Annotated in this window: 20 protein-coding genes and 1 pseudogene; 5 read left to right on the forward strand and 16 right to left on the reverse strand. The window is 43.1% G+C overall.

Going from position 1 to position 26,030, the window contains the following annotated elements:
* The first annotated feature begins 676 nt into the window (after positions 1-676).
* Positions 677-1,105: a hypothetical protein gene (locus DWV53_RS11340; RefSeq protein ID WP_147468787.1), complete on the forward strand. Its 429-nt coding sequence runs from the start codon at positions 677-679 to the stop codon at positions 1,103-1,105.
* 11 nt (positions 1,106-1,116) lie between these two features.
* The gene (locus DWV53_RS11345; protein ID WP_118153951.1) at positions 1,117-1,551 is read left to right on the forward strand and encodes a retropepsin-like aspartic protease; all 435 of its coding nucleotides are present in this window, start codon (positions 1,117-1,119) and stop codon (positions 1,549-1,551) included.
* A gap of 115 nt (positions 1,552-1,666) precedes the next feature.
* On the opposite strand, the gene carB is transcribed toward DWV53_RS11345, so the two are convergent.
* The 8 genes from carB to DWV53_RS11385 all read right to left on the reverse strand — a co-directional run bounded on the left by carB (position 1,667) and on the right by DWV53_RS11385 (position 14,145).
* Positions 1,667-4,900 carry a carbamoyl-phosphate synthase (glutamine-hydrolyzing) large subunit gene (gene carB / locus DWV53_RS11350; RefSeq protein WP_117692287.1) on the reverse strand — a complete coding sequence of 1,078 codons (3,234 nt, stop codon included), beginning with the start codon at positions 4,898-4,900 and terminating at the stop codon, positions 1,667-1,669.
* An 11-nt stretch (positions 4,901-4,911) separates the two neighbouring features.
* Positions 4,912-5,988 carry a glutamine-hydrolyzing carbamoyl-phosphate synthase small subunit gene (carA, locus tag DWV53_RS11355; protein ID WP_040553026.1) on the reverse strand — a complete coding sequence of 359 codons (1,077 nt, stop codon included), beginning with the start codon at positions 5,986-5,988 and terminating at the stop codon, positions 4,912-4,914.
* A gap of 75 nt (positions 5,989-6,063) precedes the next feature.
* The gene (locus DWV53_RS11360) at positions 6,064-7,947 is read right to left on the reverse strand and encodes an amidophosphoribosyltransferase (protein WP_117727872.1); all 1,884 of its coding nucleotides are present in this window, start codon (positions 7,945-7,947) and stop codon (positions 6,064-6,066) included.
* A gap of 105 nt (positions 7,948-8,052) precedes the next feature.
* Positions 8,053-9,957 carry a glutamine--fructose-6-phosphate transaminase (isomerizing) gene (glmS, locus tag DWV53_RS11365; protein ID WP_117692286.1) on the reverse strand — a complete coding sequence of 635 codons (1,905 nt, stop codon included), beginning with the start codon at positions 9,955-9,957 and terminating at the stop codon, positions 8,053-8,055.
* A 52-nt stretch (positions 9,958-10,009) separates the two neighbouring features.
* Positions 10,010-10,810, reverse strand: coding sequence for a polysaccharide biosynthesis/export family protein (locus tag DWV53_RS11370; protein WP_022121476.1), 801 nt, complete (start codon positions 10,808-10,810; stop codon positions 10,010-10,012).
* 118 nt (positions 10,811-10,928) lie between these two features.
* The gene (gene pyk, locus DWV53_RS11375) at positions 10,929-12,383 is read right to left on the reverse strand and encodes a pyruvate kinase (RefSeq protein WP_022121475.1); all 1,455 of its coding nucleotides are present in this window, start codon (positions 12,381-12,383) and stop codon (positions 10,929-10,931) included.
* A 258-nt stretch (positions 12,384-12,641) separates the two neighbouring features.
* Entirely contained in the window at positions 12,642-13,265 is a 624-nt protein-coding gene (locus DWV53_RS11380) for a LemA family protein (RefSeq protein ID WP_259318974.1), read from the reverse strand.
* 55 nt (positions 13,266-13,320) lie between these two features.
* The gene (locus DWV53_RS11385; RefSeq protein WP_118153954.1) at positions 13,321-14,145 is read right to left on the reverse strand and encodes a TPM domain-containing protein; all 825 of its coding nucleotides are present in this window, start codon (positions 14,143-14,145) and stop codon (positions 13,321-13,323) included.
* Positions 14,146-14,300: 155 nt separating this feature from the next.
* On the opposite strand from DWV53_RS11385, the pseudogene DWV53_RS11390 reads away from it, so the two are divergent.
* Both DWV53_RS11390 and DWV53_RS11395 read left to right on the forward strand, forming a co-directional pair.
* Positions 14,301-14,597 (forward strand): annotated as a pseudogene (locus tag DWV53_RS11390) (HU family DNA-binding protein); the annotation flags it as partial.
* A gap of 280 nt (positions 14,598-14,877) precedes the next feature.
* Positions 14,878-16,449 carry an Rne/Rng family ribonuclease gene (locus tag DWV53_RS11395; protein ID WP_118153957.1) on the forward strand — a complete coding sequence of 524 codons (1,572 nt, stop codon included), beginning with the start codon at positions 14,878-14,880 and terminating at the stop codon, positions 16,447-16,449.
* A gap of 93 nt (positions 16,450-16,542) precedes the next feature.
* Here the strand turns inward: DWV53_RS11395 and DWV53_RS11400 are convergent, their stop codons facing one another.
* Positions 16,543-18,630, reverse strand: a complete 2,088-nt coding sequence (locus DWV53_RS11400; RefSeq protein WP_118153960.1) for a S9 family peptidase — start codon at positions 18,628-18,630, stop codon at positions 16,543-16,545.
* A 132-nt stretch (positions 18,631-18,762) separates the two neighbouring features.
* Between DWV53_RS11400 and DWV53_RS11405 the strand changes: the two genes are divergently transcribed.
* Positions 18,763-19,080 (forward strand): heavy metal-binding domain-containing protein, encoded by a 318-nt coding sequence (locus tag DWV53_RS11405; RefSeq protein ID WP_117587376.1) that lies wholly within the window; start codon positions 18,763-18,765, stop codon positions 19,078-19,080.
* A 152-nt stretch (positions 19,081-19,232) separates the two neighbouring features.
* Here the strand turns inward: DWV53_RS11405 and DWV53_RS16175 are convergent, their stop codons facing one another.
* The 7 genes from DWV53_RS16175 to DWV53_RS11435 all read right to left on the reverse strand — a co-directional run bounded on the left by DWV53_RS16175 (position 19,233) and on the right by DWV53_RS11435 (position 25,549).
* Positions 19,233-19,499: a PD-(D/E)XK nuclease domain-containing protein gene (locus DWV53_RS16175; RefSeq protein ID WP_118153963.1), complete on the reverse strand. Its 267-nt coding sequence runs from the start codon at positions 19,497-19,499 to the stop codon at positions 19,233-19,235.
* Positions 19,496-20,797, reverse strand: a complete 1,302-nt coding sequence (locus DWV53_RS11415) for an ATP-binding protein (RefSeq protein WP_118153966.1) — start codon at positions 20,795-20,797, stop codon at positions 19,496-19,498. Before DWV53_RS11415 ends, DWV53_RS16175 begins: the two co-directional genes overlap by 4 nt.
* Before the next feature lie 352 nt (positions 20,798-21,149).
* The gene (locus DWV53_RS11420; RefSeq protein WP_229775085.1) at positions 21,150-21,899 is read right to left on the reverse strand and encodes an Abi family protein; all 750 of its coding nucleotides are present in this window, start codon (positions 21,897-21,899) and stop codon (positions 21,150-21,152) included.
* A 514-nt stretch (positions 21,900-22,413) separates the two neighbouring features.
* Positions 22,414-24,270: an AAA family ATPase gene (locus DWV53_RS11425; protein ID WP_259318975.1), complete on the reverse strand. Its 1,857-nt coding sequence runs from the start codon at positions 24,268-24,270 to the stop codon at positions 22,414-22,416.
* Between the two features lie 82 nt (positions 24,271-24,352).
* Positions 24,353-24,613, reverse strand: a complete 261-nt coding sequence (locus DWV53_RS16180; RefSeq protein ID WP_259318976.1) for a nuclease-related domain-containing protein — start codon at positions 24,611-24,613, stop codon at positions 24,353-24,355.
* 349 nt (positions 24,614-24,962) lie between these two features.
* On the reverse strand, positions 24,963-25,139 hold the full coding sequence (locus DWV53_RS15795; RefSeq protein WP_153073203.1) for a hypothetical protein: 177 nt from the start codon (positions 25,137-25,139) through the stop codon (positions 24,963-24,965).
* Between the two features lie 101 nt (positions 25,140-25,240).
* On the reverse strand, positions 25,241-25,549 hold the full coding sequence (locus DWV53_RS11435) for a helix-turn-helix domain-containing protein (protein ID WP_118153972.1): 309 nt from the start codon (positions 25,547-25,549) through the stop codon (positions 25,241-25,243).
* Between the last annotated feature and the right edge of the window lie 481 nt (positions 25,550-26,030).

Below are 26,030 nucleotides of genomic sequence, written 5' to 3' on the forward strand. Positions count from 1 at the left end.
GAATTTTGTCGCTTTGCAAGCAAAATCCCACTAAACCCTATTGGTTGCGGATTTGAGGAAAACATAATGAATTTATTTAAGTTATGAAGCAAAAGCGTGAAACTCGCCTCATACTCGTCCGCAATTCTTGGCCTTCCACAGCCTTACCTGTTGACGAACAGATAGAGTTTCACGCTGAAAGTTATAATTACCCCAAAAGTGTGCCTTTAGGATATAAAAATCCTCGGCACACTACGGGAGTAGCTAATACAACTTACCCGTGACATCTTCTCTGCTATGCCATCGACAGGTAATTCTGATTGTGGAAGTTTAGAATTGCCAATGTACAAAGCGTTGTTGACGCCCTTTATTATGTCTACAAACGCATTTATTGCGAATGCACTGCAAAAGTACAAAAAATAAATGAGAACAAGCTATTTATAAACAGATTTTTTAGGTAAAAAAATGTTTTTGCAGCAATACAACGCAGATAGCAACTGAAAACAACCGCCAAAGGGTCTATTATACTCCGCTTGGCGCAAGAATCTATGTTATTGGAAGTGTTATAGTCTGAAGTTCTACAGGAGAGTCAACAGAAAATTCTATTTGCTGCAACACTAAACCTTCTGAAGTGATTGACTGTAAAAGGACAAAACTTACACAATTAATGTGTAATCTTCTCTAAAAAACAAGAATTTTGCAAAGGTTTATTCGCAAAAGTTTTGCTGTTTCAAAAAGATATACATACCTTTGCGGTGACAGTTTCCACCACGCTTCCCATTTGCACAGCGACCAGGGCGGGACTTTTGCTTTTTACAATTCCATCAAACGCATTTTCAAAGATGGCGCTTGGTGGGATTATTATTATGCAACCTTATCATTTGACTATAAATCACAAAAATTACTAGAAAAGTTTGGCAGTTTCGAATATTCAGCGTATCTTTGCAACAATAATAAAAGAAAGGAAAGCTATATGGAAACAAAAGACAAGAAAATACAAGTTCATACCATAGACTACAAAGACATCGACAAGTTTTTTCCTGCTCGTAGCGAAATTACAATGTCTCCACTTCCGAAAGGACACATAGCACGACTCGCTACCATCCACAAGGTTAAGGCTCAATAAAAAACTTCAAGATGAAAAAGTCTATTACACAAAAATATCCTGCAAAGGCTGAAAGCATTCTGTCAAGTTGTTTTGTGATAAAACCTGCAACTAACAATAAACTTGAATATTGCGAAGCCAAGGATGTCCTTTGGGATACAGGTGCCACAAACACTATTATATCCAGAAACATAGCAGATGCTTTAGGATTGGAACCTATCCAAAAAGCCATGATTGCAGGAATTGGCGGAAATGTAGAGGCTTACACTTATAAAATAAGCCTATATTTTGCCAAAGAAGGTGCTTGGATAAAAGATTTGGAAGTTCTTGCTTGTGATTTAGAAGACAATGACATTATCATTGGCATGGACACCATTACACAAGGAGACTTAGCTATCACCAACAAAAATGGAGAAACATGGTTCTCTTTCCGTATTCCTTCACAAGAGCATATTGAATTTGAGTAAGACGTTTATTATCTAAAAAATCCCTGCCATAGGAAGCCTTTCCTACAGCAGGGATTTTTCTATTGGGAATCATCAAGAATGACTTAACTGTCAATTCTTAACTATTAACTATCAACTATTTATACTCTCCCCAAGCCTTGATGTCGATATCCTCCAGCTTGGTGGTGCAGAATGCATAGATGAATGCACTCGCCAAACGGCTGTTGGTAATCAATGGCACGTTCAGGTCGATGGCTGCACGACGAATCTTGTAACCATTGCTCAACTCGCTGCTGGTCAAGTTCTTTGGAATATTCACTACCATATCAATCTCATGGTTGTGGAGCATCTCCAAAGCCTTAGGCGCACCGCCTTCTGCCTCCTCTGATGGCCAGAGCACACGGGTGTTCTCAATGCCATTCTCGGTGAGGAACTTGCTACTACCACCGGTTGCATACAGCTTGTAACCATGCTTAACCAGCATCTGGGCAGCATCGAGCAAATCTACCTTCTGCTTGGCAGAACCTGTAGAAAGCAGGATGTTCTTGGCTGGAATGCGATGACCCACAGAAAGCATACTCTTCAGAAGTGCGGTAGATGTATCGTCGCCCAAGCAACCTACCTCACCGGTACTGCTCATGTCCACACCCAATACAGGGTCCGCCTTCTGCAGACGGTTGAAGCTGAACTGAGATGCCTTGATACCTACATAGTCGAGATCGAAGAGGTTCTTGTGTGGCTTCTCTACAGGCAAACCGAGCATTACGCGGGTAGCCAACTCGATGAGGTTGATCTTCAATACCTTGCTCACGAATGGGAACGAACGGCTGGCACGAAGGTTACACTCGATAACGAGAATATCATTGTCACGAGCCATGAACTGGATGTTGAACGGACCGTTGATGTGCAACTCCTTGGCAATCTGACGACCAACTCGCTTTACACGACGAACTGTCTCAACATACAACTTCTGAGGAGGGAACTGGATGGTAGCATCGCCTGAGTGAACACCGGCAAACTCGATGTGCTCGGAAATCGCATAGGCAATCACCTCGCCATTCTTTGCCACTGCATCCATCTCAATCTCCTTGGCATGTTCGATAAACTTACTTACTACCACTGGGTGATCCTCACTTACATTGGCAGCCAACTGCAGGAATCGCTTCAACTCATCCTCGTTAGAGCATACGTTCATCGCAGCACCCGAAAGCACATAGCTAGGACGAACCAATACAGGGAAACCTACACGCTCGATGAAGTTGTCGATATCCTCCATAGAGGTCAGGGCGCTCCACTCTGGCTGGTTGATGCCGTTGTTGGTCAACATCTGAGAGAACTTGGCACGGTCCTCAGCGTTATCGATGTCCTTGGCAGCAGTACCCAGGATTGGCACGTTCTGTGCATCCAGGTGCATAGCCAGGTTGTTTGGAATCTGACCACCGGTAGATACGATGACGCCATGAGGCTGCTCCATCTCGATGATATCCATCACACGCTCAAAGGTCAACTCGTCGAAGTAGAGACGGTCGCACATATCGTAGTCGGTAGATACGGTCTCTGGGTTGTAGTTGATCATCACAGAACGCCAGCCTTCCTTGCGGATGGTGTTCAATGCCTGAACGCCACACCAGTCGAACTCTACAGAAGAACCGATGCGGTAAGCACCTGAACCGAGTACGATGATAGAACGGTGATCGTTCTCGAAAGTGATGTCGCTCTTCACACCAGCGTAAGTTACATAGAGGTAGTTGGTCTGAGCAGGATACTCTGCAGCCAGGGTATCAATCTGCTTTACTACAGGCAGGATGCCATAGCTCTTGCGCTTGTTGCGAACCAGCAGGGCAGCCTTGTGCATGTTGCCCAACTCCTGCTCCAAACCCACGGCACGGGCTACCTGGAAGTCGGTAAAACCGTAAACCTTAGCGGTGCGGAGCAAATCCTGGTCAAGAGTATTGATGTTGCACTTCTTCATCGCCTCGTCGATGTCGATGATGTGCTTCAACTTCTCAAGGAACCACTTGTCAATCTTGGTCAAGTCGTGAATCTGATCTACGGTATAACCCTTGTGCATTGCCTTTGAAATCACGAACACACGCTTATCTGTTGGCTCGCGCAAAGCTGCATCAATATCGTCGATTTCAAGCTCCTTGTTCTCTACGAAACCGTGCATGCCCTGACCAATCATACGAAGACCCTTCTGGATAGCCTCCTCGAAGTTGCGGCCGATGGCCATTACCTCACCTACTGACTTCATAGATGAACCCAACTCCTTATCTACGCCACGGAACTTAGACAAGTCCCAACGTGGAATCTTACATACCACGTAGTCCAATGCTGGCTCAAAGAAGGCTGATGTGGTCTTGGTTACAGAGTTCTTCAACTCGAACAGACCGTAACCCATACCGAGTTTGGCAGCAACGAAGGCAAGAGGATAACCAGTAGCCTTAGATGCCAAGGCAGAAGAACGGCTCAAACGGGCATTCACCTCGATTACGCGATAGTCCTCGCTCTTAGGGTCGAAGGCATACTGCACGTTACACTCACCCACGATTCCGATGTGACGGATAATCTTGATGGCAAGGGCACGGAGCTTATGATACTCAGAATTGCTCAGGGTCTGAGATGGAGCGATGACGATACTCTCACCGGTATGGATTCCCAGTGGGTCGAAGTTCTCCATGTTACAAACTGTGATACAGTTGTCGTAACGGTCGCGAACTACCTCATACTCAATCTCTTTCCAGCCCTTCAAACTCTTCTCTACCAATACCTGTGGAGAGAAAGAGAAAGCCTTCTCAGCGAGTTTGTTCAGCTCCTCCTCGTTGTCTGCGAAACCGGAACCGAGACCACCCAAGGCGTAAGCAGCACGGATGATGACAGGATAACCGAGTTCGGCAGCAGCCTTGCGGGCCTGCTCGATGTTCTCGCAAGCCTCGCTCTTGATGGTCTTCACGTTGATTTCATCCAGCTTCTCTACGAAGAGCTCACGGTCCTCAGTATCCATGATAGCCTGAACAGGAGTACCCAATACCTTGACATTATATTTCTCCAGGATGCCCTGGCGATAGAGTTCTACACCACAGTTGAGGGCAGTCTGACCACCGAAGCTGAGGAGGATACCGTCTGGATTCTCCTTCTGGATAACACGCTCTACGAAGTATGGCTGCACTGGCAGGAAGTAAATCTGGTCGGCAACACCTTCTGATGTCTGTACGGTTGCGATATTCGGGTTGATGAGCACAGTCTCGATACCTTCCTCGCGCAATGCCTTCAGGGCCTGCGAACCTGAGTAGTCGAACTCACCTGCTTCACCGATCTTCAAGGCTCCAGAACCTAAGAGGAGCACCTTCTTTATATTTTCGTCTTTCATTATTTTCCTAATTATTTAAGTGTTTCTACAAACTTATCAAACATGAACTCTGTATCCACAGGGCCTGAGCAAGCCTCTGGGTGGAACTGGCTTGAGAACCAAGGGTTCACCTTGTGGCGAATACCCTCGTTAGAGCCATCATTCATATTTACAAAGAGTTCCTCCCAATCGTTGCCCAATGTCTTGGCATCAACGGCATAACCGTGGTTCTGAGAGGTGATGTAGCAATTGTTGGTTCCTACCATGCGCACTGGCTGGTTGTGTGAACGGTGACCATACTTCAACTTGTAGATAGTAGCACCGGCTGCCTTGGAAAGCAACTGGTTACCCATACAGATACCGCAGATAGGCTTGCGGCTCTGGCTAATCTGCTTGCGAATAATGTTTACTGCATCCTCGCACATATCTGGGTCACCAGGACCATTGGCAAGGAACAATCCGTCGAAGTCCATATCGGTGTAATCGTAATTCCATGGCACACGGATCACCTCTACGCCTCTGTTGATGAGGCAACGGATGATATTTGCCTTCACACCGCAGTCAACGAGTACCACCTTCTTGCCGGCACCCTCGTTATAACGGATAATCTCCTTGCAGCTTACCTGGTCAACAAAGTTTACACCCTCGTAGTTAGCTTCAGGTATGTTGTCAGGCTCATCATCAAAGAGAATCTTACCCATCATCACACCATGCTCACGAAGCACCTTAGTCAACTCACGGGTGTCGATGCCTGTGATTCCTGGCACCTTTTCGCGCTTCAACCAGTCGGCAAGACTCTCCACCGCATTCCAGTGGCTGTACTGCTCGCTGTAATCATTCACGATGATGGCAGAAGCATAAATCTTGTCACTCTCCATGAAGGTTGGCAAACCATTCTCCTCGAAAGTAAATGGTGGCACACCATAGTTGCCCACGAGAGGGAATGTAAGTGTCATCAACTGACCGGCGTAAGAAGGGTCGGTCAAACTCTCTGGATATCCCATCATGGCTGTGTTGAACACAACCTCGCCCGCTACAGGAGCGTCATATCCAAAAGATTTGCCATGGAACTTGGTTCCATCGCTCAAAACTAAGGTTACTTTTTTCATATCTGACATTTGATTCTTTTATTTCATACTTATAAGAGCAAATGAATTCTTCACTCTTCGTTCTTCTCTATTCACTTATTTATGATAAACGTTTTCGATGTAGTTTACAAACGACTGGTTGCAGAGCTTCGTGCCGCCTGGGGTTGGATAATGACCGGTGAAATACCAGTCGCCCTTGTGGTTTGGAATCGCCTCGCGCAAGCCCTCGATGCTCTGGAATACAAGCTGGATAGGAGTGGTCATGCCCTCTGGGCGAAGCATCTCAACAATCTTCTCGTTGATTTCCTCGGTGCTGAATGGCTTGTAGATGGAGCGTACCGGATTGATCTGCTCCTCCTTTGGCTTTGCCAATTCTGCCTTACAAGCCTCATAGGTCTGCTCGATAAGGTCTTCCATCTTGCGCTCTTTCAAGAGCTGGATGGCAGCACGGAACACGCAGAACTCTTCCAGTCTTGCCATATCGATGCCGTAGTAATCCGGATATCGGATCTGAGGGGCACTGGAAACCACTACGATCTTCTTAGGATGCAGACGGTCGAGGATGCGGAGAATACTCTCCTTCAGGGTAGTACCACGCACGATACTATCATCGATAATGACAAGATTATCCACATTCGGCTCGATGCTTCCGTAGGTTACATCATACACATGGCTCGCCAGGTCGTTACGACTGTTGCCCTCGGTGATGAAGGTACGGAGTTTGATATCCTTCCATGCTATCTTCTCTGAGCGGACAAAGTCGCCGAGGATTTCGTATAATTCTTCTTTTGATGGAACATGGTCGAGGTTGGCAATCTGCTCTATCTTGGTCTCATTAAGATACTTCTTGAAACCGCTCAACATGCCATAGTAAGCCACCTCGGCAGTGTTCGGGATATAGCTGAACACAGTGTGGTCTACATCATAATCCACAGCCTTCAGGATAGGCTGGGTCAACTGCTCGCCCAACTGCTTACGCTCCTTATAGATATCCTTGTCGGAACCACGACTGAAGTAGATGCGCTCGAATGAGCAGGCTGAATCGCCCTTCTGCTCCATGATGCGCTCGATGCTGCACTCTCCGTTCTTCTTCACGAGAAGCGCCGTGCCCGGCATCAGTTCCTGCACTTCCTCAGCCTCCAGGTCGAAGGTGGTCTGGAGTACAGGGCGCTCGCTGGCTACTACCACGATTTCATCGTTCTTGTAATAGAACGCAGGACGGATGCCCCAAGGGTCGCGCATAGAGAACATTTCACCCGAACCGGTGATACCGCAAACCACATAACCGCCATCAAAGTTCTTCATCGTGGTCTTGAGTACATTGCTCATCTTCACGTGGTCTTCTATATAGTTGGTGATATCGGTATTCTGCATCTCCATCGCCTTTGCAGCTACGAAGTTGCGCTCCACCTCTCTGTCCAGACGGTGGCCCATCAGTTCAAGCATGATGTAGGTGTCGCTGTAGATGCGAGGACTCTGGCCCTGCTTGGTAAGTTCCTCGAAGATTTCATCTACGTTGGTCATGTTGAAGTTACCACAAAGGCAGAGGTTCTTCGCCTTCCAGTTGTTACGTCGCAGGAATGGGTGCACATACTGAATGCCACTCTTTCCGGTGGTACTGTAGCGCAGGTGTCCCATATAAAGTTCGCCTGCAAAAGGCAGTTCCTCTTTAGCGAACTTTGCATCAGCAAGCTGCTCGGGAGTCAGGTTCTTGAAGTTGGCATTCGCCTTGCCGAAGATTTCGGTCACGGCATTCTTGCCCTCTGCACGCTCACGGAACATATACTCATGACCAGGCTTACCGCCCAGTTTGACACAAGCCATACCAGCACCCTCCTGGCCACGGTTGTGCTGCTTCTCCATCATCAGATAGAGTTTGTTGAGTGCGTACATCCAAGTACCATACTTCTGCTGGTAATACTCCAGTGGCTTGAGCAATCTGATCATTGCTACACCACACTCATGTTTCAATGGTTCCATCTCTCTATTATCCTTATCTTATTTAGTTAAATTTGAATATACTTATCCGAGGGATCCCCCTCCAAAAAAAGGGAAACGTCAAGAAATGACGAATCCCTTTATATATTATTCTACAGTAACTGACTTGGCCAAGTTTCTAGGTTGGTCAACGTCCTTGCCCTTACATACAGCTACATGGTAAGCCAAGAGCTGCAAAGGAATGGTAGCCAATAATGGCTCCAGGCACTCCAAGGTCTCAGGGAGTTCAATCACTTCGTCGGCAATCTTGGAAATGGTTTCATCGCCATTGCTGACAATAGCAATAACACGACCCTGACGGGCTTTGATCTCCTGAATATTAGACAAGACCTTCTCGTACATGAAGTTGTGGGTAGCAATAACTACCACTGGCATATCGCTGTCAATCAATGCGATAGGACCATGCTTCATCTCCGCTGCAGGATAACCCTCAGCGTGGATGTAGCTAATCTCCTTCAACTTCAATGCACCCTCAAGGGCCACAGGATACTGGAATCCACGGCCCAGATAGATGAAATTGCGAGCGTATGTAAACGTACGGCTCAAGTCAGCTATCTTATTGTTGAGCTTCAACACTTCCTTCATCTTGGCAGGAATGTTCCAAAGCTGTTCTGTAATCTTCTGATATTCATTTTCGCTGATGGTTCCCCTCTCCTTACCGATGGCAAGTGCCAGGAGGATAAGGACGGTAACCTGACCAGTGAACGCCTTGGTAGAGGCAACACCAATCTCCGGACCTACGTGAATATAGGTACCTGTATCTGTCTCTCGTGCGATGGAAGAACCGATGGAGTTACAGATACCATAGATAAACGCACCGCTCTCCTTGGCAAGCTTGATGGCAGCCAGGGTATCAGCGGTTTCACCACTCTGGGAAATGGCGATGACCACATCATCCTTCGTTACCACAGGATTACGGTAACGGAATTCAGATGCATATTCCACTTCCACAGGGATGCGGCAATAGTTCTCTATCATCTGCTTGCCGATAAGTCCGGCATGCCATGATGTACCACAAGCCACGATGATGATTCGCTTGGCATTGAGAAGCTGCTGGCGATGGTCGGTAATGGAGCTGAGCACGACCCCCATCTCAGTCTCCTTCTTGCTGGTTGTATCGTCGCCATCAGTCATTACGCGAGTTTCCACTGTGCGGCTAACTACACGGCCACGCATACAGTTACGAAGGCACTCTGGCTGCTCAAAAATTTCCTTCAACATAAAGTGAGGGAAACCGCCCTTCTCTATCTGACCGAGATCAATGTCTACGGTCTGTACTTCAGGGTTGAGTTTAACGTTCTGGATGTTCACCACCTGCAATTCCTCACCGAGGCGCATCACAGCGATGTTACCATCCTCCAGATAAACCACCTTATCTGTATATTCAATGATAGGACTGGCATCAGAACCGAGATAAAACTCACCATCCTTTCCGATACCTACAACCAACGGACTCTGCTTACGGGCAGCAATGATCTGATTAGGGTTACGCTTATCAAGAATAGCGATAGCGTAGGCTCCGATTACCTGACGGAGAGCCACCTGAACGGCAGTCAGCAAGTCGAGATTTTTCTTTATCTGAATATATTCAATCAGCTGAACGAGAACTTCAGTATCCGTCTCGCTCTTAAACTCTACTCCCTTAGCAATGAGATTCTTCTTGATATCGGCATAGTTTTCTATGATTCCATTATGAATCATGGCAAGGTTCTTGCTAGAGGAATAATGCGGGTGAGCATTTACAGCTGAAGGCTCTCCATGGGTAGCCCAACGAGTATGAGCAATACCCACATGTCCCGAAATATCCTTATCAGAGCAGAACGCTTCAAGATCTGCCACCTTACCCTTTGCCTTGTAAACGTTCAAAGCACCATCATTACTGATAAGAGCCACGCCTGCACTATCGTATCCACGATATTCCAAACGCTTTAAACCTTTGATAAGAGCAGGATAAGCCTCACCCTTACCTAAATATCCTACAATGCCACACATATATATATTATTATTTTTGTAGTATCCTAATTGTACTCCCTTCTATTACCTGCTATCGCAAGATATTGACAATCAATGATGCGATAGAAATCAATGTACCAACGGCAGAGAACCACAATGTAGTAGATGAACCGATAGATGAGTTTTGAGCTTTCACCTTATTTGGTTCTACATAGATAATATCATTCTGCTGCAGATAATAGAATGGCGAATTAATAATATTTGCATCATTCAAGTTCATACGATAAGTATGCTTCTCTCCTGCTGCATCCTGACGAATCAATAATACATTGTCACGCTTACCATAGATGGTTAAGTCGCCACACTGTGCCAAAGCTTCAAGAATACTCATCTTCTCCTGTGGAGCATAAATAATTCCTGGCTTTTCTACTTCACCTAATACAGATACATGGTAACTGCCCATGCGAACCGTAACAATAGGATTTTCTTTTTCTGCCAGATAAGGCTTTACCTTATTCTTGATGAGATCTTCAGCCTGCTTCTTGGTCAAACCACCGACATGCAAGGTTCCAACAACAGGAAACTCAATATTACCATCATTATCAACCAGATATCCTTGCAGGGAACCACTACCATAACTCAGCTGTCCGCCTGTACCCAATGTTTGAGAGACAGAGAGGTTGAAAGGCATGGCAGCCTTTGGATCTGTTGTAATTACTGTAATTGTAAGTTCGTCCTTAGGCATAATCTTGGCTTCATAAAGCATTCTTGAAGCAGCCAAGCTGATAGAATCTGCATTTTGGAAATAAGCTACATTCTTAGTACTTCCACAACTGCCAAGTACTAAGAGCATAGTCAAAGCGACTAAAACTGAACTAACGAGTTTTTTCATTTTCTAAAATTTTCGTTTTAAAATATTGGTGCAAAATTACGGTATTTTTTTGAATACTGCAAATTTTTGCACCAATAATTCTATTTACGTCTATTTTTTTTTGAAATAATAGCCTTTTTTACTTATCTTCGATGCCATTTGATGGCAAATTAAAGCTATAACTGTTATCGAAAATCTTCTTCACTTTATTAATCTCAACGAAGGTTGTGCCTCCACCCTCTCCAAAGCTACCGCTCAGATAAGCAATCTTATCCTCCTCACCTAAGTAGCCTTTCTGGCGAAGCATACGTACCGCTGCGGTAAACATAGCCTTGGTAGAAACCTGATCCTTCTGATGAATTGGAATAATACCATAGCTCAGATTCAACCAGCGCTGGAGTTTCTCCTTATAGCAGATTGCCAATACCGGATTTGGACCACGGAAGGCTGCCAGGTCGCGTGCAGTCTGACCGGTTTCACCATCAGTGATGATACCGGCAACACCCAACTTCTTAGTAGCCTCAATGGCAGCATGAGCCAGGAAGAGTTTCTGGTCAATCTTACCATCTTCCATTGGATCAATATCATTCAGTGGAGACTTATCCTTCTCTGCCTGCTCAGCAATACGGGCCATGGTCTGCACAGCTTCTACAGGATACTTACCGCTTGCTGTCTCACCAGAAAGCATCAGCGCATCGGTGCGATAGAAGATAGCATTGGCAATATCAGTTACCTCAGCACGAGTAGGACGTGGATTCTTAATCATGGTATGCAACATCTGTGTTGCTACGATTACCGGTTTCTGCGCCTTCACACACTTAGAGATGATGCGGCGCTGGATGCCTGGAATTCTCTCGATTGGCACCTCGATACCCAGGTCACCACGGGCAACCATGATACCATAGCAGGCATCAATAATCTCGTCAATATTATCAACACCTTCCTGATTTTCAATCTTAGAGATAATCTTGATATCGCTGTTGTGAGCGTCCAAGATATCCTGAACTGCCTTCACATCGGCTGCATTGCGCACAAAAGAGTGAGCGATGAAATCAATATCCAACTCGATAGCGAGTTCAATATTCCGGCGGTCTTTCTCTGTCAGTGCAGGCAGGTCGATATGCTCTCCCGGCACATTCACGCTCTTGTGAGCCCCGAGCACTCCCTCGTTCTGAACCTCGGCAACCAGCATAGGCCCCTGGTTGTCGATAATCTTCATATCGAGTTCACCATCATCGAAGAGCAAATCATCACCTACCTTAACATCGGCTGCGATGTCAGGATAGCTCACATTCACAATATCATGAGAAGACTCCATTTCCGGACGTCCAAAGATTTTCACTACATCACCAACATTGTAGTGGATAGGTTCCTTCACACCTGTAGTTCGCACCTCAGGACCTTTGGTATCAATCATAATACCAATATGTGGAGACACGGCTCTTACATTCTTTACGATGGTGCGTATACCCTCTTCTGTGGCATGAGCAGTATTCATACGAACAACGTTCATACCGGCGAAAAACAGTTTTCGGATAAAATCCTGATCACATCTACGATCACTGATGGAAGCGACAATCTTTGTTTGTTTCATATTTGTAATTAACCTTATTGAAATTTCAATGTTTGCGGTATTTCTACCATATTTCTTAAATTGCGTGCAAAGATACAAAGAATTTCTGAAATAAAAAACATCTGAAATACAAAATATATATAAAATATTAAGTTACTTTCAAATTGAAAGCACATAAAACAGAAAATCTAGCCAATGGGACACTTCTCGTTCCCATTGACTAGATAACAAATCTATTAATCCCGTTGAAAAATAGGATTTTTAATGATCAATTCTAAATTAAATATCCAAGTCTGGCGCCTTCTCAGCTCCTGCTGCTGCCTCAAACTTAGGCATCACATCGAAATTGAAGAGACCGGCGATAAGGGCACTTGGCATTTTTCTAACCGTCTGGTTATAGTTCTGAACGGCTTCATTATATTTGCGACGTGCCTCGCTGATACGGTTTTCCGTACCCTCTTCCTGAACCTGAAGAGCCTTGAAGTTCTCGCTGGCTTTCAACTCAGGATATTTCTCGGCCACTACCATCAGTTTGGAGAATGCATTCGCCAACTCGCCCTGTGCAGCAGCATATTTCTTCAGGCTAGCCTCAGTAAGATTATTGGCATCCAGCTTTACCTGACCAACAGCAGCACGAGCCTTGGTTACCTCGGCAAAGGTTTCTTTCTCATGCTTGGCATAAGCCTTTACTATCTTTGCCAACTGTGGCATCATGTCTGCACGACGCTGATACTGAGTCTGAACATTAGCCAACTCTGTGGTAGCCAACTCCTGTTTCTCTACCAATCCGTTATAACCACTGAACATCCATAGTACCAGCACAACTACGATGCCCAGAATAATCCAGCTTTTCTTTATACCTTTCTTTGCCGGTTGCATGTTTGAATTCATTGTCTGTTCCATTGTCATTATTATTAATTATTAATTCTAAACTATAAACTATTAACTATCAAAGGCATCACCATCCTCCGCCAGAGCCGCCTCCGCTAAAGGTACCTCCGCCAAAAGAACCGCCCGAGAAACCGCCGCCGGAAGAACCGCCACCTCCCATAAAGAAAGGAGGTATCCAGTCATCATCGTTGTTTCTCCTACGAGACTGATTTCTCTGCTGATTCTTCGGTCTTGGCTTCACAATACCGAGCATCTCCAGAATATACCTGATAAACAGATAGATAGGAATACCGAAGAAGATAAGGAACAGGATAATGACCAGGAACCAGTCGTCTTCGTCATTAACCGAACCTTCATCAACATCCGCAATTCCCGTCCGTCCACTTTTCACCTTATTATATATAGCACGGCTCACAGATGCTACTGCCTCGCCCGGATTGCCTTCACGCATATACTTCACGATGCAAGCTCGGGCAATATCATCACAGTCCACATCGGTCAACTCCCCCTCCAGTCCACTTCCTGGAGCAATAAAGTACTTATGGTCCTCCACCGCGATGACGATAACCAGTCCTCTCCGACTCTTCTTGTAACCGATACCATATTGGTTGCCCACATCCTGCGCCATCCGAAAGGCATCCTGGTTGTCAACCTTTCCCACAATGATGAGCACATTCTGTACGCCACACTCCAACTTCAGTTTCTGAAGATAGAAATTGGCAGAATCCTTCTGAGCCTTATCAACATATCCATCCGGGTCGGAAACATATTGCGTAGAATCCCTGAGGAAAGGAATCGGTACATTTTTCGCCGTCCAGACCTCCCCAGCCATCAACGCCAATGCATGAAAGGCAACCATCATCAAAGCAAAAAAATATCTCTTAAATCTCATAATTTCTCTATTTTGGTGCAAAAATACGCAATAAAAACCTTATATGCAAATACTTAGAGCATTATTTTTGCAAAAAAAGCCTTAAGTATTTTGTTATATCATAAAAAACTTGTATCTTTGCACACCGAAATAAAGATTAACAAGTAAAATTAGTAAAAAATAAAGAAATGACCAAAGCAGATATCATTAATGAGGTAGCTATCGCTACTGGTATGCCTAAGAAAGAAGTAGGTACTGTAGTAGAGGCTTTTATGGAAGAGGTTAAGAAGTGCCTCATCGAAAAGAAGGACAATGTATACTTGCGTGGCTTCGGCAGCTTCAACATCAAGCATCGTGCTGCTAAGACTGCCCGTAACATCTCTAAGAATACAACCATCACCATTCCAGCTCACGACTTACCAAGCTTCAAGCCATCAAAGAGCTTCATCGAGGAGATGCAGAACGCTCAGTAATACTGCTGGACAGGAAGAGAGAAATATCATTTTTTATAATAACAATATTTTAAAATTTTAAAATCATGCCAAACGGAAAGAAAAAGAAGGGCCACAAGATGGCTACTCACAAGCGTAAAAAAAGATTACGTAAGAACAGACATAAGAGCAAGTAAGCTAGCATTGTAGCTAGTCTACTATAGCTCTCGGTCAGTTCGTGACTGAGGGGGTGTGTCAGTTCTGATATAGAATGACATACCCTTTTTTTGTATTAATTTAAAGTTAAAAGATTATTGAAGATATGACAAGCGAAGTTGTAATTGATGTCCAACAGAAAGACATCTCTATCGCACTCATGGAGGACAAGCAGCTGGTGGAATACCAGAACGAACCTCGTGAGGCATCGTTCTCTGTGGGCAACATCTACATCGCAAAGGTAAAAAAACTGATGCCGGGTCTTAACGCCTGCTTCGTGGATGTAGGTTATGAACGCGACGCCTTTCTTCATTATCTTGACCTAGGAAGTCATTTTAATTCCTACCTGAAGTACCTTAAACAAGTACAGAGCGACAGAAAGAAACTTTTCCCATTCTCTAAAGCCAGCAAAATGCCTGAATTGGAAAAGGACGGCAGCATACAGAATGTACTCAAAGCAGGACAGGAAGTGCTGGTACAAATCGTAAAGGAACCAATCTCTACCAAGGGACCTCGACTCACAGGCGAAATCTCATTCGCGGGCCGATACCTGGTACTCATGCCATTCGGTGATAAAGTTTCTGTCTCGTCGAAAATTAAAAGCGGTGAAGAACGCTCTCGACTCAAACAACTCATTCACAGCATCAAACCAAAGAATTGCGGCGTTATCGTCCGCACTGTGGCTGAGGGTAAGAAGGTCGCTGAGCTCGATGCTGAGCTGAAAGTCCTGGTGAAGCGATGGGAGGATGCTATCGCCAAGGTACAGAAGACCCAGCAGCGCCCGCAACTTGCATTCGAGGAGACCGGAAGAGCCGTTGCTCTCTTGCGTGACTTGTTTAACCCATCTTACGAGAACATCTACGTGAACAACGAAGATGTGATGAACGAGGTGAAGAACTATGTTTCTCTAATAGCCCCTGAAAAGGCGGGCATAGTTAAGCTCTACACCGGTAAGGTGCCTATCTTCGACAATTTCAGCATTACCAAGCAGATTAAAGCTGGCTTTGGTCGTGTTGTTAACTACAAGCACGGTGCTTATCTCATCATCGAGCACACCGAGGCCTTGCATGTTGTCGATGTAAACAGTGGTAACAGAACTCGTGAGAAAGGTCAGGAAGCAAATGCACTGGATGTTAACCTCGGCGCTGCTGATGAGTTGGCTAGACAATTGCGCCTCCGAGATATGGGAGGTATCATTGTTGTCGACTTCATCGACATGAATCTTGCCGAAGACCGACAGCTGCTCTATGAACGCATGTGCAAGAACATGCAAAAGGACCGTGCCAAGCACAACATCCTGCCATTGAGCAAGTTCGGACTGATGCAGATTACACGCCAGCGTGTACGTCCGGCTATGGATGTGAATGTAGATGAAACCTGCCCTACCTGTTTCGGTACGGGCAAGATTAAGTCGAGCATCCTCTTCACCGACCAGTTGGAAAGAAAAATCGACCGCCTAGTCAACAAGATTGGCGTCAAGAAATTCACTTTGTATGTGAATCCTTACGTGGCTGCCTTCATCAACAAGGGTTTCATTTCCCTGAAGCGCAGATGGCAGTTTAAGTATGGTTTCGGCTTCAATGTGATTCCTTCACAGAAACTGGCATTCCTCCAGTACGAATTCTACGACAAGGACAACCAGTATCTGGATATGCAGGAAGAACAGGAAACAAAGTAAGTTTTTAATTATCAGAAAAAAGCTCCATTCGCATCTGATTGCTAATGGAGCTTTTTTATTTTGTTTTTCTACACCTTTTATATATAGGGCATTTTAGTACTCTATCTGATTATTCACCATCTTCTCTGTATCCCAAGGTGCAGGAGCACCGCCGAGATAACGATGGAACCAGTCGAGGTGCGCGTTGTAATAGAGCGGCATCGACTTCAGGTTGCTTGGCCAGTGACCATCATACTTCAAGACTATCAGTCGCGAAGGAATGTTCAGGGTCTGCAAGGCTGTAAAATACTGCAAACTCTGGGTATACGGTACACGATAGTCCAGCTCACCTGTCATCACTAGGGTTGGTGTTGAGAAGTTCTTGATGTATGAGGATGGTGACCACTTCTCGTAGAGATCGGAATTATAAGGCTGTCCCTCTAACTCAAAGTTAGGAAACCATACTTCCTCAGTACTGCCCCACATAGAGCGCAAGTCATATACGCCCATCATGGAAGCCAGACACTTGAATCGCTTGGTATGTCCCTGCAGCCAGTTCATCATGTAACCGCCATACGACCATCCCATCGCTCCCATCCTCGTGGAGTCAACATATTCCAGGGTTGCCAATTTATCGGTAACCTTCATCACATCCTCAAATACCTTTCCGCCCCAGTCACCGGAAATGGCACGGGTGAAAGCCTGACCATATCCCGTAGAACCGTGAGGATTAGGATAAGCCACCACGTAACCGGCAGCAGGATAAACCTGCCAGTCGCCACGGAAGGAATTCATCCATTGCATCTGTGGTCCGCCATGCACATTGATGATAAGCGGATATTTCTTGCTGGCATCAAAGTTGTGTGGCTTCACGATGAATACCTGTACCTTGTCGCCACCAGCACCCTCTACCCAGATACTCTCAGATGGACGGATATCCACTTCATCTTCCAACTGCTGGTTGAGGAAGGTAATCTGCTGTTCCTTGCCGCTGGCTACAGGAGTTCCATTCCACTTCTTCATCTGCTGGCGATAGAGAGCCGATGGCTTGCCTGTCGTGCTATAGGTATAATATACCATACCTTTATTGTCGAAATCAAACTCCGAGATGGCCTTGCCCGTCAATACCGGCGAGATGGTTTTTCTGGCTATATCGAGCTTGTAGAGCGGCTCAGCGCCCTGTACCTGACCGAGGAAGAAGATACTCTTGCTGTCGGGAGCCCATTTGTAATCATCTACCCAGTTGTCAAACTTCTCTGTCAGGACGGTAGACTTTTTTGCAGCCCGGTCGTAGATAGCAAGACGGAAGCGATCAGACTCATAACCAGGCACTTGCTGCAAGCGGTAAGCGATATACTTGCCGTCAGGCGAATAGGCTGGAGTACCATCCCAAGCCTTGTTCTCCTTCGTGATGCAGACCGGTTCTCCCCCATTCACAGATACCGTCCACAGGTCGGCATTGGTGCTAGCCTCCTGATGCTCATCATGATTGGATACGAAACAGATCTCCTTGCTGTCAGGAGAGAATTGATAGGTGATTCCACCCCCAACCACGAATATCAGCGAATAATTGCCCGGAGTCAGATCCTTGTAAGTCTTCGTCTGTGTGTCGAAAAGGATAAGGTGATTGCATCTGCCATCATTATAGCTCGTCCAATGACGGTAGAGCAACTTGTCGGCGATATGCGCCTGTACAGGTCCCTGCTCCTTTTTCTCCATCCGGGCCTTGTTAGCCTTGGCATCAGCCCCCAGGTCGGGATATACTTCTGCGGTAAAGGCAATGTATCGCTCATCCGGAGAGATGACAGGACTACCGATACCCAACTCATAATCAGTTACCTGTTCCGTCTCGCAGGTAGTCAGATCCATGCGAAAGATCTGAGCCGTCCCTTTCTCATAATTAGTAAAGAAGATACTCTTTCCATCCTTGCTCCATACGGCAGAACTGCTCTTTCCATCCTCGGTAAGAGCCTTGGCGTGAGAGCCATCCGCATTCATGATGTAGATGTCGGAGCCAGACTTCTGGTTCTTCAGGTCAGAAGAACTGGCGGTATAGCAAACCGTCTTACCATCAGGCGAAAGGCTCACCGAAGATACGCCCTTCACCCTGTACAAATCCTCGATGGTAAACGCCCTTTTCTGAGCGTTTGCCGAAAGCAGCGCCATCACGAGTGCTGCCGAAAACATCAATCTCTTGTTCATATAACCTATAAATATTTATATTTCAGATGCAAAAGTAACAATTATTTTGGATTTTCTGCAACCTTTTCTCTACTTTTATCGTCTAAGCTATAAATAACATTGATAATAACATAAAAAAGAAAGGAAAAGACTATGATTTTGAGTACCACTCCAACCATAGAAGGCCACCCTATCCGTGAATACCGTGGCGTAGTAACCGGCGAAACCATCATCGGTACCAACTTTGTAAAGGATTTCTTTGCCAGTGTCCGTGATGTAATCGGCGGCAGAAGCGGTTCTTACGAAAGCACCCTCCGCGAGGCTAAGGATACAGCCCTCAGAGAGATGGCCGACCGTGCCGCATCTCTGGGCTGCAACGCCATCGTGGGCATCGACCTGGATTACGAAACCGTAGGAAAGAGCGGTTCCATGCTGATGGTAACATGCAGCGGAACGGCGGTGATTATCTAAGTTCTGCGACTGTACAAAAGAACAAAACATACTTGAAATGGGGCGGTAACTGCCTTAAAAATCGAGTTACCGCCCCTGTTCAGTTATATTTTTATCTATAATTGTGTGGTGATATACACCTGATGAAGGTCACCAACTTTCTTCTATTTCATTTATTCTATCACCCAATCCTCTATACTTCGCTGGTTTTCCGAGAAGTTAATACCCACTTTCACAACCTTTCGCCCATCATCGGCAAAAGCCTTGGCATAGTTCTTATCGCTGATTTGCGCCATGGCGATGTCGGCAGACTTCTTATATTTCAACTCAAAGATAAAGATACTCTTATCCGTCTTGAGCACAAGGTCTATTCTTCCATCCGAAGTGGTATGCTCCACCTTCACATCTTCGCCAAGCATGGTGAAGATGGTGAATATCACGGCTTGATAGTGACGCTCATTATTGTTGATAATCGTATATGGGAAAACTTATCATAGAATGCCTTCAAATGAGGCATAAAAGCTTCCATGTCATCATTGATGAGCACATTCTTGGAATAAGCATACACGATGGCATCATATCTGTTCATGTCTTGCGCAGAATAATACCTGACGAGACTTTCCGAGAAACCTTGTCTTACTTCTTGATCTGGGAAACAGAGATGATACAACTTGCCTTTCTTCTCATATCCTTTAATGGTAAGGTAGCCACTTTGGAAAAGGACAGGAATAGGATCAGCAAGCTTTTCCGTAGGTGTATCAAAACGTGATGCCTGTATCCACAGATCGTCCAGATTGAGCATATCCAAATTCTTCTGCTGCAACAACTCCACCAGAAACGTAGGCGTACCAGATGTAAACCAATAGCTATTAAACTCCTTATCATCCAAAGCATTGATAATGCTGTAAGGATTGAAGATATCCTCGCTATTGATACTGAAATGGTAGCCATCATAATGCTGCTTGAGTTGCTGCAAGGTCTCCTCATAAGTGAGTCCATTATGCTCAGCCATCTCCTCGATACCCTCACGGAAATACTGAGTCAATTCACTCTTGGTTATACCACAACAGCTACTGTATTCATCCTTCAACGTGAGAATCTTGAGATTGTTCAACTCGCTAAAGATGCTGAGCTGGCTAAACTTGGAGATGCCTGTGATGAATACAAAGCGGATGTTTCCCTCTTGCTGCTTCAAGGGGCTGAAGAAATCTCGCATGATATTGCGGATGGTTTTCTGCAAGTCTTCGTCACTGACAGAATCATGCATAGGAGCATCATATTCGTCTATGAGAACAACAACTTGTTTACCTGTTTGAGCAGCTGCTGCAAGCAAGATGTTCTTAAGACGACCTCCAAAAGACTTCTCATCTATTGGATTAACTTTTAAACCATATTTTTTCTCTTCTACTTCTAGTATTCCGTTTAGAATTGAATATGTATTCTCCAAACTATAATATTTACCACAGCTCAGATCCAGGTGGATGACAGGATATGCCGTCCACTCCTTCTCCATCTGTTCGATGGCAAGTCCCTTAAACAGTTCTTTCTTACCTTCAAAGTAGGCCTTGAGAGTAGATACAAACAAGGATTTTCCGAATCGACGTGGGCGACTCAGAAAATGAAACTTGGCATAATGAGCCAACTGATAGACGATAGCCGTCTTGTCAGCATAGAAGTAATTCCCCTTCACGATTTCGGAGAACGTTTGTATTCCCAAAGGATATCTCTTTGAAGCCATAATCTTACTCTTAATAATTAATGTACAAAGATACAGATAATATTTCAGAAAACAAGCATTTTTCTGATTATTAACAATATATCACTGCAAAAATAGAACCGCAATTCAACAAAACATGCTTGAAACGGGGCGGTAACGGCCTTAAAAAACGACCCGCACATTTGAGCATCGTTGAGAGGCTTGGCGGGTTCTCGTGCTGCAAAGATACGAATAATCTTTGATAATACAAACTTTTGAGCAAGAAAAAACAGCCAACCTTCAATAGCATATTTGAAAGTTGGCTGTTTTTCATTTATAATGTTTCCTGCAAGTTTTTACTAGGCATAAGCTTACTTGTATTTTATCTATAAAGTTATCTCCATAGGGGCTCGGAAATCCAATTTTCAGGGAATCCCATTGCTGCAGGATCTACCTGTGGATAAGAAACGAGTAAGGATTTGAGCTCATTCTTGAAGTCCAATCCATATCCCATAGAATCAAGCCAATATGCAATACAACAGGCTATAGCATATACTTTGTTCGCATCAACACCTTCTATGTTCACCCATGCACCACGCAAAGAGGCATTCATTTGTGGAGCATTGGAGAGATAACGATTCCAAAGTCGTGAGTGATGAGCGCAACAGTTTCTTAGGACAGTTACACTACGCATCCAACTTTCCAACACCTCATGCTGTGGAAGATTGAACTGACGAGCTACACGCTTCTTCAACTTCTTGTCACCGAAATTGTAATAGAGTTTTGAAAGCGTACCGAAAGATGCCAGTTCAAGCGTTTTCCATGCAGGAGGGAATATCGGCTTGTCATAGTTGCGCCTATGTTCCTTGATAAAGTCCTCTTTACAACGCTGAAGCTCTCGATCTATGGAGTTCATATTCTCAATAAACTTGTGCTCATCGTCAGCAAGGCTTGTATCAAAGAACCAAAATGGTCCATGTGCCAAAGAGAACTCTTGTATAATCTTTGTGCGCAAAGCAATCTCTAATCGTTGAACAGCCTTGAACATCAAATCTCTCAACTCTATATCAAAGTTATAGAGAGCTACGGCATCTTCAAATCTACTATTAGGCTTAAACTGATGTGTAGTTTTGTCTTCCTCCATAGGACGAAGGTATTGAACAAAACGAAAATAGCTGACCTCACCAAGAAATTTTTCAGCCTTGGATGAATCAGCAATATTTAAGCCTCTACTTTTTAGTAGTTCTATTTGTTCCGAAATAGAAAGAGCCTGCTTAGTGTATAATCTTAATGTACCCATAAAAAGCAAAAGACCCGCCCTGGTTCGCTGTTCAAATGGGAAGCGTGGCGGATTCTGTTGCTGCAAAGGTACAAATAATTATTGATAATACAAACTTTTGAGCAAGAAAATTCGCGCAAAAGTAGATTTCTTTGACATATTTATATTTAATAGTGTTAAATCAGACCATAAAATCACATTTTATCTGTCGAATAAAACATTTTCCGAAATAGAATTGTTACCTTTGCTACGAAATCCCAAGGTGGGAGGCGGTGGGGTAACACCACCTTCCTTGGAGCTTAGAATAATCTAATCGTCAACTATAAGATTTCTACTTTGCTTGGATTTTACCTTTTCACTCAATGTTATTGGACAAACATTAATGATTTACGTTATCTATCAAAGGGCGAATTTTCATGTCATATTCTTCATTGCCGAAATTTATCACAATTAGATTCCGTTTGCACCGGGTCATTCCAGTATATAACAACTCATCAAAAGATAAATTAAAAGTTGTGGATTTGTCATATTTCGGTTCGAGTATAAGAAAGACGACTTCACTTTCCCATCCCTTGAATGAATTAATTGTGGATATTTTTATAGTACCACTATTCATCCAAAAATGGAGTTTCTTGTTATCTCTTATACTCTTATAATTTGAATTATAAACTTCTTTTTTGAATTGAGTTAAAATTTCTTCATAGTGTTTTCTGAAAGCGATTAGTGCGTCAATACTAATGCCACATTTATCGCATTCTTCAATTAACCTTTCTCTAAAATTCTCTGGATAAGATACAAAAAGGTCATAGATTGTAAATAAGATAGCAATATGCTGTCTTAGTTTAATTATATCAGTATCATAAAGAGTGGTTCTTTTGACAAACAATTTTTTCTTCAGATGTTCCGTAATGTTGTTAAACCATCCTGTGTTTGGATTTTTATCATTATTTTTCCCAATATAATTGAGGTTACTCATATACATTGTTTCTATCGTTTCGAGCATACTATTGGTTTTTTCTCTGCATGCATATCTGTAGTAAGCATCAAATGTTCTGAGCAATCCTGTTGTAAATCCCAGTATTGTTATGTCATTAGGAGATATATTTCCTGCTTTATTCAGTATATTTCCACGTATAATATTATATAAAGATCTAATATGATCTTTGTCCTGAAGATACATATAGTTTATATAGCCTTCTTTTTGCTGTTGCTGACCAAAAAAATCATAACTTCCATTTTCTGAGAAATCATCAGTATCATACTTGTCACCAAATACGTTTTTTTGAAATGATTGTGCAAGATCTCTTACTTTAAAATCAGAACGAAAACAATACTTTAATTCATTTACACCTCGAACATTTGTTACAACATCTTTCTGGAGGGTAGGTTGTCCGTAAATGTTTTGTTTAACATCTCCGAATAACACATAATCCCCTTGAGGATCTCTAAAGAAATTTTTGATAATTTCCATCCAAGATCTGTGATAATCTTGTATCTCATCAATGAGGACAGCATCATATTTGACTATTTGATTCTTATGCTCATTAAACAATTGAACATTCCCATAATACATTTTTTCTAAATAGTCGGATATATGAACTTTATCCATTCCTTCTGGAATTTCCATTTCAATATTTAGATTGTTGAGTTCTGCATTTATAAACTGGTGATAATTGATAATGATAAAACTTTCCAGTGGAAAGGTTTCATCAACGCGATTAAGTTTGTCATGAATAAAATTTTTGAGCGTAATATTGTAAGTTAAAATTAATATACGTGGGGTGTTATTACGTGACAAAGCCCGTTTGTATGCTTGCACAGCTCTAGCTGCTAAGACTGTAGTTTTTCCAGACCCAAACACACCACGTACTCTTTGCTCTAAATTTGTTGAATATATAATATTTTTTTGTTTGTCAGAATATTTATATGGTTTACCTTCTGCTTTTAAATGTTCCGCTGGTGATAATAATCTTTTAAAGTTTTCATACAAAACATCCGTAAATAGCCAAGAAGGATATTTTGCAACAATGCGTCGTTTCTTAAGAAGATTAATAAAATCCTCTTCGTTGAGTCCGTCTTTTCCAATAAAATCCATATTGTATGTTAGGAATGATTGATATTTTTTGTCATCTTTATATGGCTTTATAAGCATATTCTCAAGTTCATATTGACTTGCACAATGAAAGTAAACTGCACATGCAACAATATTGAAATGGCGAAAATCTCTTATCTTCATTTGCAATAAATCTTCAACATGAAGATCATAAAGATTATTCTTATACTTCAAGACTTGGTCAATAGGTGACTTTACGATAGAATTATTTGGTATATATCCACTTCTTCTTCTCGTTTAAGCAAAAATTGCTTAAGTTCCAATCTTTTACTTCTATAATCATTACGCCATATCCCTTTCTCATAATGAGCACGTCAGGTCTGTCACCATTTAAAAATGGATTGAAATAGACTTCAAAAGAATCATCTAAGCAATTCTTGAGAAACTCTAAAAGTGTCCACTCCCCAGCAGTAGCTGAGACTTTGAACTTTGAAATCTTTTCAAGTGAAGGATAAAATATTGCCATAATAATCTCTTTAAATTAATTTCTAATGTAAGTTACATTGATTATATAACACACACAGTACTTTGTCTTGCAAAAATAGCCAAAAATCTTGGAATAAAAGAAAAAGTCACAATAAATCAACGAAAACATACGTAAAAAGGATAAAATCAAGCCGTATTTAGCATTTTGCTTATATTGAGAGTCAAATTCATACTGCATTATTATAGTTTGGATACAAGCAGATACAGTACCCGATTATTGATTATGTCAGTTCCTGATATGTTAAATAGCAAAACTACTTGCTCGTGTTAAAAGTATTATGGAGAGGTGTGTTTGACATACTTCCTCTCCCTAATAGCTTTCTATCGTCTTAGTCTCCTTTTATTATTGGCTTCACCATCTTCGTTGCCTGTCGCAAACATCGTCTTATCCATTCTATCTTATCTTCATCCTTCTCATGTCCCCAATCCTTAGTATCGCCACTACCACCTAGGCTTTCAGCAAAGTTTGTTGATTCGTTGATATAGCTGATATACAAAAAGTACATTGCACAATGGATGATTTTATTTCCATAATTAATAAAGCTCATGGTAAAGCTATCGTCAAAGAGACGGCTGTTATTCCCAACATATTTACCATAACCAGTTATTATTTAGTATGACGAATTCTCTGTGCCTTCTTCTCATCCTTTCTCATCAGATAAGGAGATGGAGGAAGTTCTGGAAGCACATCATTGATGGCATCAATCTGCCCCACCACCTTCAGTAAGAGGAGAAAAGTGGCTAGCGAAAGATTGCCCGCAGTGCCATTCTCAAACTTATGGATGGTGGTCAAGCCAAGCCCAGTAAGCTCGGCTACCTCTTTCTGGGTGAGATTGCATCGCATTCTATATTCCTTGAATCTCATTCCCAGCAAGCGTACCAACTCAGGAGTAGAATATTCATATAAATCTGCCATAATCTTCTATTAATTTATCTATCATTATAATGATATTTATCCCATATATCAGCCTTTACCTTCAATATACTGATATTTATGGGTACAAAAATAAGAAAAAGAAATGAGACTGGCAAGCTTTCAAGAGATTATTTTCTAACTTACTATCATTTTTCAGGAAAATGATGCGAGGAGTCGCTTACAAATGACGCAGATTCGCCCATCCCTTTATCCTCGCACATAAATGTTTTTCCTTGAAAAAAGTCTCAAAGTATCATTATTTACAAGTATATCACTGATACATAACGGATTACAAAATGATACTTCCAAATATATTTACAAAGAAGCATCATAGAAGTATCATGAATTCCATAGAAGTATCATTAAATCACCATGATGCATCAAAAGAAAACACGAAATTATAGTCAACTAAATATAGAAAAACTACAATTTGCTTGCTCAAAATAATGCCCAAAATTTACCCCATAAAATGGGCATTCAA

The sequence above is a fragment of the Segatella copri genome (genome assembly GCF_003465495.1).
Lineage (GTDB): Bacteria > Bacteroidota > Bacteroidia > Bacteroidales > Bacteroidaceae > Prevotella > Prevotella copri_G.

Excerpts from the sequence above, each read along its gene's own strand:
- DWV53_RS11345 (WP_118153951.1), top strand. The coding sequence starts at position 1,117 with ATGAAAAAGTCTATTACACAAAAATATCCTGCAAAGGCTGAAAGCATT.
- carB (WP_117692287.1), bottom strand. The coding sequence starts at position 4,900 with ATGAAAGACGAAAATATAAAGAAGGTGCTCCTCTTAGGTTCTGGAGCC.
- carA (WP_040553026.1), bottom strand. The coding sequence starts at position 5,988 with ATGAAAAAAGTAACCTTAGTTTTGAGCGATGGAACCAAGTTCCATGGC.
- DWV53_RS11360 (WP_117727872.1), bottom strand. The coding sequence starts at position 7,947 with ATGGAACCATTGAAACATGAGTGTGGTGTAGCAATGATCAGATTGCTC.
- glmS (WP_117692286.1), bottom strand. The coding sequence starts at position 9,957 with ATGTGTGGCATTGTAGGATATTTAGGTAAGGGTGAGGCTTATCCTGCT.
- DWV53_RS11370 (WP_022121476.1), bottom strand. The coding sequence starts at position 10,810 with ATGAAAAAACTCGTTAGTTCAGTTTTAGTCGCTTTGACTATGCTCTTA.
- pyk (WP_022121475.1), bottom strand. The coding sequence starts at position 12,383 with ATGAAACAAACAAAGATTGTCGCTTCCATCAGTGATCGTAGATGTGAT.
- DWV53_RS11380 (WP_259318974.1), bottom strand. The coding sequence starts at position 13,265 with ATGGAACAGACAATGAATTCAAACATGCAACCGGCAAAGAAAGGTATA.
- DWV53_RS11385 (WP_118153954.1), bottom strand. The coding sequence starts at position 14,145 with ATGAGATTTAAGAGATATTTTTTTGCTTTGATGATGGTTGCCTTTCAT.
- DWV53_RS11395 (WP_118153957.1), top strand. The coding sequence starts at position 14,878 with ATGACAAGCGAAGTTGTAATTGATGTCCAACAGAAAGACATCTCTATC.
- DWV53_RS11400 (WP_118153960.1), bottom strand. The coding sequence starts at position 18,630 with ATGAACAAGAGATTGATGTTTTCGGCAGCACTCGTGATGGCGCTGCTT.
- DWV53_RS11405 (WP_117587376.1), top strand. The coding sequence starts at position 18,763 with ATGATTTTGAGTACCACTCCAACCATAGAAGGCCACCCTATCCGTGAA.
- DWV53_RS11415 (WP_118153966.1), bottom strand. The coding sequence starts at position 20,797 with ATGGCTTCAAAGAGATATCCTTTGGGAATACAAACGTTCTCCGAAATC.
- DWV53_RS11420 (WP_229775085.1), bottom strand. The coding sequence starts at position 21,899 with ATGGAGGAAGACAAAACTACACATCAGTTTAAGCCTAATAGTAGATTT.
- DWV53_RS11425 (WP_259318975.1), bottom strand. The coding sequence starts at position 24,270 with ATGAAGATAAGAGATTTTCGCCATTTCAATATTGTTGCATGTGCAGTT.
- DWV53_RS16180 (WP_259318976.1), bottom strand. The coding sequence starts at position 24,613 with ATGGCAATATTTTATCCTTCACTTGAAAAGATTTCAAAGTTCAAAGTC.
- DWV53_RS15795 (WP_153073203.1), bottom strand. The coding sequence starts at position 25,139 with ATGTACTTTTTGTATATCAGCTATATCAACGAATCAACAAACTTTGCT.
- DWV53_RS11435 (WP_118153972.1), bottom strand. The coding sequence starts at position 25,549 with ATGGCAGATTTATATGAATATTCTACTCCTGAGTTGGTACGCTTGCTG.